Here is a 7941-nt window from a genome sequence, read left to right on the forward strand (position 1 = left end):
CGGCCTGATCGGCCAGCAGGAACCGGCCCGCCGCCGCCGCCAGCCCGTTGACGGGCCAGGGATCGCGCCAGGCGGCCCAGCGGGCCAGCCGCCCGGGGTCGCCCAGGGCGTAGCCGAGCCGCAGCCCGGCGATCGAAAACAGCTTGGTGAGGCTGCGGATCACCACCAGCCGCGGGTGGTCCGTCAGCAGCGGCACCAGGGACTGCTCCTCCCCGCCGGGCACCAGCGGCAGGAAGGCCTCGTCCACGACCACCAGGGCGAACCGCTCCAGCAGGGGCTCCAGCGTGGCCCGGCTCCAGAGCTGGCCGGTGGGGTTGTGGGGATTGGTGAGCCAGAGCACGGCCGCGCCGGACCCGGCGGCGTTGGTGGCGGCCTCGGCCAGGGGCCAGGGGCCCGGTCCGGCCCCGGACCAGTCGAGCGGCAGCGGCAGCTGGCGCCAGGCGCCGCCCCAGCAGTCCAGGGCGCGGCGGTAGTCGGCGAACCCCGGCGCCGGCAGCAGGCTCAGGCCGGCGGCCGCCCCATCCCGGGCCGCCCAGGTGAACAGCTCGGCGGCCCCGTTGCCGGGCAGGACCCGGGCCGGATCCAGGCCGTGCCAGGCGGCGATGGCGTCGCGCAGGGCCGTGTAGTCCCGGTCGGGATAGTCCCGCAGATCGCTGCTGAGGGCCCGGATCAGATGGCGCCGCAGCCGGGGCGGCGGCCCGAAGGGCACCAGGGAGGCGCTGGCATCGAGCAGCTGCTGCGGGCGGCAGCCGAGCCGCCGGGCGGCCGCCTGCAGGTTGCCGCCATGGGGATCGGGCGGTTCAGGCGTCCCCATCGCCGGGTGGAGGGCTGGCACCGGCTCCAGCGAACATTAAGGCGGTTGTAACACGGAAGCGTGAGCGGGCTGCTGCAATGGGTGGGCCTCCGGTGCACCGCATTCCCCCGTGCCCTCTTCCCCCCTCCAGCCGGTCATCAGCGCGATCGGCGAGGTGCTGCTGGGCAAGGAGCATCAGGTGCGGCTGGCCCTGGCCTGCCTGCTGGCCCGCGGCCACCTGCTGATCGAAGACCTGCCCGGCATGGGCAAGACCACCCTGGCCGAAGCCCTGGCCCGCAGCTTCGGGCTCGGCTTCAAGCGGGTGAGCTTCACCAGCGATCTGCTGCCGGCGGATCTCACGGGTCTGAACGTGTTCGACCCCGCCGCCGCCAGCTTCCGCTTCCAGCCCGGGCCCCTGTTCAGCCAGGTGCTGCTCGCCGATGAGATCAACCGGGCCAGCCCCCGCACCCAGAGCGCCCTGCTGGAGGCGATGGCCGCCGGCCGGGTGAGCGTGGACGGCACCAGCCATCCCCTGCCCCGGCCCTTTCTGGTGATCGCCACCCAGAACGGCCTCGACCAGGGGGGCACCTCGGCCCTGCCGGAATCCCAGCTCGACCGGTTCCTGATGCGCCTCAGCCTCGGCTACCCCCCCCGCCAGGCCGAGCGGGCCCTGCTGCAGGGTGAGGGCCTGCGGCCCGACGGCCTCAGCGGCGCCTTCGGCCCGGAGGATCTGCTGGCCCTGCAGGACCGCTGCGACCGGCAGCACTGCAGCACCGCCCTGCTGGACTACGTGCTCGACCTGCTGGAGCGCAGCCGCCGCCAGCCGTCCCAGGCCCATCCCCTCTCGCCCCGGGCCGGCCTGGCGCTGCTGGCCGCCGCCCGGGCCTGGTCGCTGCTGGAGGGCCGCGACCATGTGATTCCGGACGACGTCCAGGCGGTGCTGGCGGCCGTCTGCGAGCACCGCATGGACGGCGGCCAGCGCGGCGGCGGCGAGGGGGAGCTGAGCCAGCGGCTCCAGGAAGGCGTCGATGGACTTCGGTAGGCCCCAGCAGGGCGAACGGGTGCGCCTGCGGATGCGCAACCTCTACATCCTGCCGACGCGGTTCGGCTGGCTCTGGCTGGCGGGCACCGTGCTGCTGCAGGTGGTGGGGGTCCAGATGCAGAGCAACGGCACCCTGCTGCTCAGCTTCCTGATGCTGAGCCTGTTCCTGCTCACCCTGCACCTCACCCACTTCAACCTCCAGGGCGTGGAGCTGGCCTGCGGCGCGCCGGCGCCGGGCTTCGCCGGCGAGCCGGTCCCCTATCCCGTCCGGCTGCGGTGCCCGGGCCGCAGCGAGGGGGTGCGCCTGCGGCTGGGGGGCGAGCCCCCGGGTCCGGCCCTGTCGCTGGCGGCGGGGGAGCATGAGCTGGCCGTGTCCTGGACCCCGCCGGGCCGGGGCTGGCAACGGCCCGGGCTGCTGAGGATCCAGACGACGGCGCCCCTGGGGCTGTTCTGCTGCTGGTCGCGCTGGCATCCGCAGACGGCCCAGCTGATCTACCCGGCCCGTCGGGCCGGACCGGTGCGGCTGCTGCCCGCCGGCTCGGCACCGGTGGTCGGCGAGCCGGCCCTGGCCAGCCACCAGGACGGCAGCGACGACTGGCGCGACCTGGCCCCCCATCGCCCCCAGGACAGCCCCAGCCGCCTGGCCTGGAAGCTGCTGGCCCAGGGGCGGGGCGAGTACGCCAAGCGCTTCCTGGACCGCCCCGAAGCGGCCCCCCTGCTGGCCCCGGAACCCGGGGTGCCCCTGGAAACGGCCCTCGAACACCTTAGTGAGCGCATCTGGAGCTGGCACGGCCGGGGCCTCAGCTACGGCCTGGAGCTGAACGGCCAGAGCGTGGCGCCCGGCCGGGGGGTGCTGCACCGGGACCAGTGCCTGACGGCCCTGGCCTGCTGCCGATGAGCCGCGCCGCCGCCCCCCTGCAGTGGCTCACCATGGGGTTGCTGGCCCTGGGGCTGCTGGGCCTGTCGCCGGCCCTGTCCCTGAGCCTGCTGGCCTTCGGCCTGGCGGTGCTGACGGCCCTGAAGCTGCGTGAGGCCCGCAGCCTCGAGGAACGGCGGGTGGTGGCCCTGCTGCAGCTGGTCTGCGCCGGCCTGCTGGCGGCCCTGCGCCCCGAACTGGCCCCGAGCCTGCTGCAGGGCCTGGCCATCCTGATGGCCCTGGCCGGGCTGCTGGCCCTGGAACTGGGGGCCGGTCCCGACTGGAAGGCGCTGCTGCGCCGCAGCCTGCAGGTGCTGCTGGCGGCCCTGCCCATCGCCCTGGTGCTGTTCCTGCTGCTGCCCCGCCTGATGCCTTTCACCAACTTCGGTGCGGGCCAGGGCATGGGGGCGATGACCGGCCTGAGCGACAGCATGGAGCCGGGCTCCATCGCCCGGCTGGCCGTCAGCCGCCAGGCCGCCGCCCGCGTCGCCTTCCCCCTCGGCGGCGAGCCCCCGCCCCTGGAGCAGCGCTACTGGCGGGTGCTGGTGCATGAACGCTTCGATGGCCGCAGCTGGCGCAGCGCCGCGCCCACCTTCGCCCGACCGGCGGTCGGCCAGGCCACCCCGCCGCCGCCGCCCCCCGCCGCCCCGGGGGAGGGGATCCAGCTCTGGCTGATCGAACCCAGCGGCCTGGCGGCGGTGCCCTGGAGCGGCTCCGGCCGGCCCCTGTCCGCCGACCTGAACCTGCAGCGCAGCGGCGAACTGCTGAACCGGGCCCCGGGCAGCCAGCGACGCGTCTACGCCCTGACCCGGACGGCGGATCAGCCCGGCTGGCGCACCGCCCCCCCCGGCCCCGTCGACCTGCTGCTGCCGCTGGGCGAGAACCCGCGGCTGGAGGCCCTGGCCGCCGGCTGGCGGCGCCTCGGCAGCGACCGGGAGCGGCTGGATGCCGCCAGCGGCTGGTTCCGCAGCCAGCCCTTCCGCTACACCCTCGAGCCCGGGGCCCTGCCCCGCCAGGCCCCCCTCGACCACTTCCTGTTCGAGAGCCGTCTGGGCTTCTGCGGCCACTACGCCAGCGCCTTCACCACCCTGATGCGGGCGGCGGGGGTGCCGGCGCGGGTGGTGAGCGGCTACCGCGGTGGCCAGTGGGTCCAGCCGGTGGGCGGCACCGGCTACGTGGACCTGCGCCAGGCCGACGCCCACGCCTGGAGTGAGGTGTGGCTGGCCGGGGAGGGCTGGCGGCGCGTCGATCCCACCGCCTGGGCGGCGGGGGACCCCCTGGCGCGCCCAGGGGCGTCGGGCGCCGGGATCCGGGCCGGCGGCGGCCCGCTGGACTGGATTCAGCAGCAGTGGTGGGGCCTCGACATCGCCTGGGCCCGCTGGTGGCTCGGGTACGACGGCGAGCAGCAGCAGGCCCTGGTGGCCCGGCTGCTGGGCGAACAGCGGCACCTGCTGGGGGTGGTGGTGCTGCTGGCGGTGGCCGTCAGCCTGGCCGCCGGCCTGGGGGGCCTGGGCTGGCTGGGCCGCCGCCACCGCGGCGATCCCCTGCGCCTGGAGCTGGAGCGGACCCTGCGGGCCTTCGCCCGGCAGGGGATGGCACCGGCGGCGGGGGAAACCCTGGGCGGCTTCGCCCGGCGCCTGAGCCAGCGCTGGCCGTCCCTGGCCGATCCCCTGGAGGCCTTTGTGGCCAACTACCAGCAGCAGCGCTTCGCCGCCGCCCCCAGCCGGGCGGGACGACGAACGGCCCATCGTCTGGGACGGGTGCTGCGCCGTTCCCTGCGGACCGGCAACAGGCCGGCGGAGGCGGTACAACGGGACCACCCCTGAACAGGCGACCATGACACGGCCCCAAGGGTTCGCCCGCATCGCCTTGACGGGGCTGCTGTTCACCGGCCCGGCGCTGCTGGCCCTGCTGCTGGCCGGCCCGGCACGGGCGGGAAGCGACGCCGATCTGATGCGGCTGCTGGGTCAGCGCAACTGCCCCCGCTGCAAGCTGCAGGATGCCGACCTGGTGCACACCGACCTGCGCGACGCCGACCTGCGGGGCGCCAAGCTGCAGCGCGCCAACCTGGGCCAGGCCCGGCTGGATGGGGCCAACCTCAAGGGGGCGGACCTGCGCTTCACCAGCCTCCAGGGGGCGTCCCTGCGGGGTGCCGATCTGCGCGGGGCGAATCTGGAGGGCACCGACCTGCGCCAGAGCGACCTCAGCGGCGCCCAGATCGATCCCGGCGGACTGTCCCGCAGCCACTGGCAGGACGCCCGGGGCGTGGCCCCCACGGTGCTGAGCTACCCCGAGCTGCACAACGCCGGGGTCACCGCCGCCCTGGAGGGGCGCCATCCCCAGGCGGAGCAGCTGTTCTCCGAGGCGATCCGGCTGCAGCCGGACGCGGCGATCAGCTGGGTGGCCCGGGGCCTCAGCCGCACCGAACAGGGCAAGACCGAACTGGCGGCCGCCGACCTGAACTACGCCGCCGTTCTCTACGGCCAGGCCGGCGAGGAGGCCCAGGCGAAGCAGCTCACCGAGGTGGCCACCGCCCTGCTGAAGCCCGGCAAGAAGGCCAACCAGGGCAGCGGCATGGGCGGCCAGATGCTCTCCGGAGCCGCCTCGTTCGCCTCGGCCGTGGCCCCTCTGGCGATGAAGTTCCTGCTGCCGCTGGCCTTCTGAATCAGGGCGTGTCCCCGATCAGGGGGTCATGACCGGCTGGGGCTCTCCTCCCAGGAAAGCGCGGGAGGCCGGGGTGGAGGGCTGATAGCCGTAGCCGTAGGTGCCGCCCTCGGTGTCATTGATGATCCTCGGCGTCACCATGATCACGAGCTCCCTCTTCTCACGCTGGTTGTTCGAGGCGCGGAAGAACTGGCCGATGATGGGAATGTCTCCCAGGATGGGCCATTTCGACACCAGGGCCCGATCGAAATCGGAGATCACCCCAGTGAGGATCAGGGTCTGGCCATCGCGGACGCGAACCACACCCGTATCCAGGCGACGCACCCGGAGGATGCTGATGGGTGGGCAGCCACCGGCCTCGATTTCTCTCTCCACCGCAGAAATGCTTGGGGAGAGCGAGAAGGTGACGAAGCCGTTGTCATCGATCTTCTGAACCCGTGCCCCCAGCACAAGACCTGCGGTGGAAAGCTGATCGATGGAACAGGTGACGGCTCCGGCCGTTCCCGTGATGGTGGTGGAAACTTCCGTCGGGACGTTGACTCCGACCCGGACCACGCCTTCGTTACCCCTCCGGCGACCGATGGGCGCATCGATGTCATCGAAAGCAGAGGAGAAAATGCTGGAACCTTCGCCTCCGCCTGCTGCTCCACCTCCTCCACCGGAGGAGTCTTCTCGCAGGATGGATGGATCTTCCTGGAGAATGAGGGTGGGGCTGGCCAGCACCTTGGAATTATCAGCAAGGATGCGGGCCTGAAAGAAATCGAAGAAGTTGTTGTTGGGGTACAGCGGCTGACCGGTCGCTCCGACGGCAGCGCCCGGGTTGGTCTGCCCCACAAAGCCAGAAAGCGGTCGCCCCGGAAGCAGGGGTTCTCCCAGGCCCCTCTGAAGGGAGGATCCACCCAGAACGCCGCCGAAATTGGCCGCCAGGGTGCCGTTGTCGTTGACGATGAAATTGTTGCCCCAGCGGAAGGCGAAGCTGTTGTAGAGCTCGGTGTCGTTCTGGAGGTTCACATCCAGGATCTTCACCGACAGGGCCACCTGCCGCTGGCGCAGATCGAGCTGCTTTAGGTACTGCTCGGCGATGGCCACCAGCCGCGGGGCGCCCACCAGGGTGATGGTGCCGAGGCGCGCGTGTCGGTGGTGGCCCGCAGGCCGATCAGGGGGCCATTGGTGGCCCCGAAGGATTCCACCGTGGTGGTGGTGCTGGATGTGGTGGTGGCAGCCGTGGGGCTACCGGTGGGCGCAGCCGTGGCGGCGACGCCCTCGGACACCGCCGTGGTGATCGTGTTGGTCTTGGTGACCTGCGCGCCCAGGTTGGCCAGGTAGTCGGCGGCCGAGTTGGCGGGCACCTGGTTCAGCCGATACACCTTGGAGAGCTGGGAACCGAAGCTCTTGGCCAGCACGTTGGGGCCGGCGAAAATCGTGTTGCCGTCGCGCTTGCCCTGCAGGCCCGCCGCCAGAAGCGCCGAGTTGATCGCCCGGCCGTAGTTCTCCCGACGGAAGGAGATCGATATGGGTCGCTGGTCAGGAGAAGCCGCCGCTGCGGCGGCCGTTCCACCGGTGGCTGCAGCGGCGGGGTCGGCGACATAGACGAACCCATAGCCGCCCAGCTGGCTGAGGGCCATCAGCACATCCTTCGCCGGGGCGTTGCGGAGGGTCATGGTGACCGGCGGGCCACTGACGCTGACGTAGCTGGGATTGCTGATGGTCATGGTCCCCACGGCCATGTCCCCCAGCGGCGGGGCCACCGCGCGCGGCTGCAGGGGCGGGACGAAGCCGGGCTGGGGCACCCGTCCCGGGGTGGTGACGTTGGGGGTGAGGGTCTGGAGGGTGGTCTGCGCCGGAGCGTTGAAGGTGAGGATCAGGCTGCGGCCGTCGCCGCTCACCACGGGCCGGCCCACCGGGAATCCGGGGGTGGGGGAGACCTTGAGTTCGAAGACGTTGCCCGAACCCTCGAAGCTGATGCTCTGCAGCCCCGCCTCTGGAAGGGAGAGCTGCACCGGGCCGCGGCGCAGGGTCATCGGCTGGGCGGTCTGCAGGCGGCCCAGCCAGACGGCCCCCTGGGTGGTCTGCTGGAGCATCGGCGATGGGCCGGTGCCCTCGATCACCACCTCAACGGAATCAGGCAGCCGCCTGAGCTTGATGTCGAGGGGGCCGCTGGCCTGGGCGATCTCCGAAAACCGGGCGCCGGAGGCACCACCTGCGGGTGCAGGGGCGACCGCGGCGAAGGCGGCGGAGACACCCGATCCCTGGAGGGCCACCAAGCCGAGAGACGCGAAAAGAACGTGCCGCCACTGACGTTTTGCCACGTTCCACTGATCTCCGAATCCGACGAATGGTATCGGCGATCGGACGAAACGGCCAGTTGCCGGATCCCGTTGCATCGGCATGGTCAGTTGGAAGGGGCGGGGGGAGCTGGGGTCGGTGCTGCCGGCGGTGCGGGCGCCGGAGCGGCCGCGGGCGCCGGGGCTGGCGTGGGTGCCGCCGCCGGGGCCGGGGCTGCCCCCGCGGGGGCCGCTGCGGCAG

At 72.7% G+C, this 7941-nt stretch carries 7 protein-coding genes; 4 read left to right on the forward strand and 3 right to left on the reverse strand.

Annotated features, from left to right (window positions below; genetic code table 11):
- Positions 1 to 814: pyridoxal phosphate-dependent aminotransferase (locus tag CJZ86_RS16245; RefSeq protein ID WP_094587454.1), on the reverse strand; the 814-nt coding region annotated here is incomplete at its 3' end.
- Between the two features lie 109 nt (positions 815 to 923).
- On the opposite strand from CJZ86_RS16245, the gene CJZ86_RS16250 reads away from it, so the two are divergent.
- From CJZ86_RS16250 to CJZ86_RS16265, 4 genes are read left to right on the forward strand one after another with little or no spacing between them, the layout of a single operon-like run.
- Entirely contained in the window at positions 924 to 1835 is a 912-nt protein-coding gene (locus tag CJZ86_RS16250; RefSeq protein WP_094587455.1) for an AAA family ATPase, read from the forward strand.
- Positions 1822 to 2733, forward strand: a complete 912-nt coding sequence (locus CJZ86_RS16255; RefSeq protein ID WP_094587456.1) for a DUF58 domain-containing protein — start codon at positions 1822 to 1824, stop codon at positions 2731 to 2733. Before CJZ86_RS16250 ends, CJZ86_RS16255 begins: the two co-directional genes overlap by 14 nt.
- Complete coding sequence (locus CJZ86_RS16260; protein ID WP_233134064.1) at positions 2730 to 4577, forward strand: transglutaminase TgpA family protein; 1848 nt, start codon at positions 2730 to 2732, stop codon at positions 4575 to 4577. The genes CJZ86_RS16255 and CJZ86_RS16260 overlap by 4 nt, the downstream gene beginning before the upstream one ends.
- Before the next feature lie 10 nt (positions 4578 to 4587).
- Positions 4588 to 5415 (forward strand): pentapeptide repeat-containing protein, encoded by an 828-nt coding sequence (locus CJZ86_RS16265; RefSeq protein WP_094587458.1) that lies wholly within the window; start codon positions 4588 to 4590, stop codon positions 5413 to 5415.
- An 18-nt stretch (positions 5416 to 5433) separates the two neighbouring features.
- On the opposite strand, the gene CJZ86_RS17455 is transcribed toward CJZ86_RS16265, so the two are convergent.
- The gene (locus CJZ86_RS17455) at positions 5434 to 6504 is read right to left on the reverse strand and encodes a type II secretion system protein GspD (RefSeq protein WP_233134065.1); all 1071 of its coding nucleotides are present in this window, start codon (positions 6502 to 6504) and stop codon (positions 5434 to 5436) included.
- A complete protein-coding gene (locus CJZ86_RS17460) occupies positions 6480 to 7679 on the reverse strand; it encodes a hypothetical protein (RefSeq protein WP_233134066.1) in 1200 nt (399 codons plus the stop codon). The genes CJZ86_RS17455 and CJZ86_RS17460 overlap by 25 nt, the downstream gene beginning before the upstream one ends.
- Between the last annotated feature and the right edge of the window lie 262 nt (positions 7680 to 7941).

Origin of the sequence: Synechococcus sp. BO 8801 (assembly GCF_002252675.1) — a bacterium.
In the GTDB taxonomy this organism is placed as follows: Bacteria; Cyanobacteriota; Cyanobacteriia; order PCC-6307; family Cyanobiaceae; genus Cyanobium.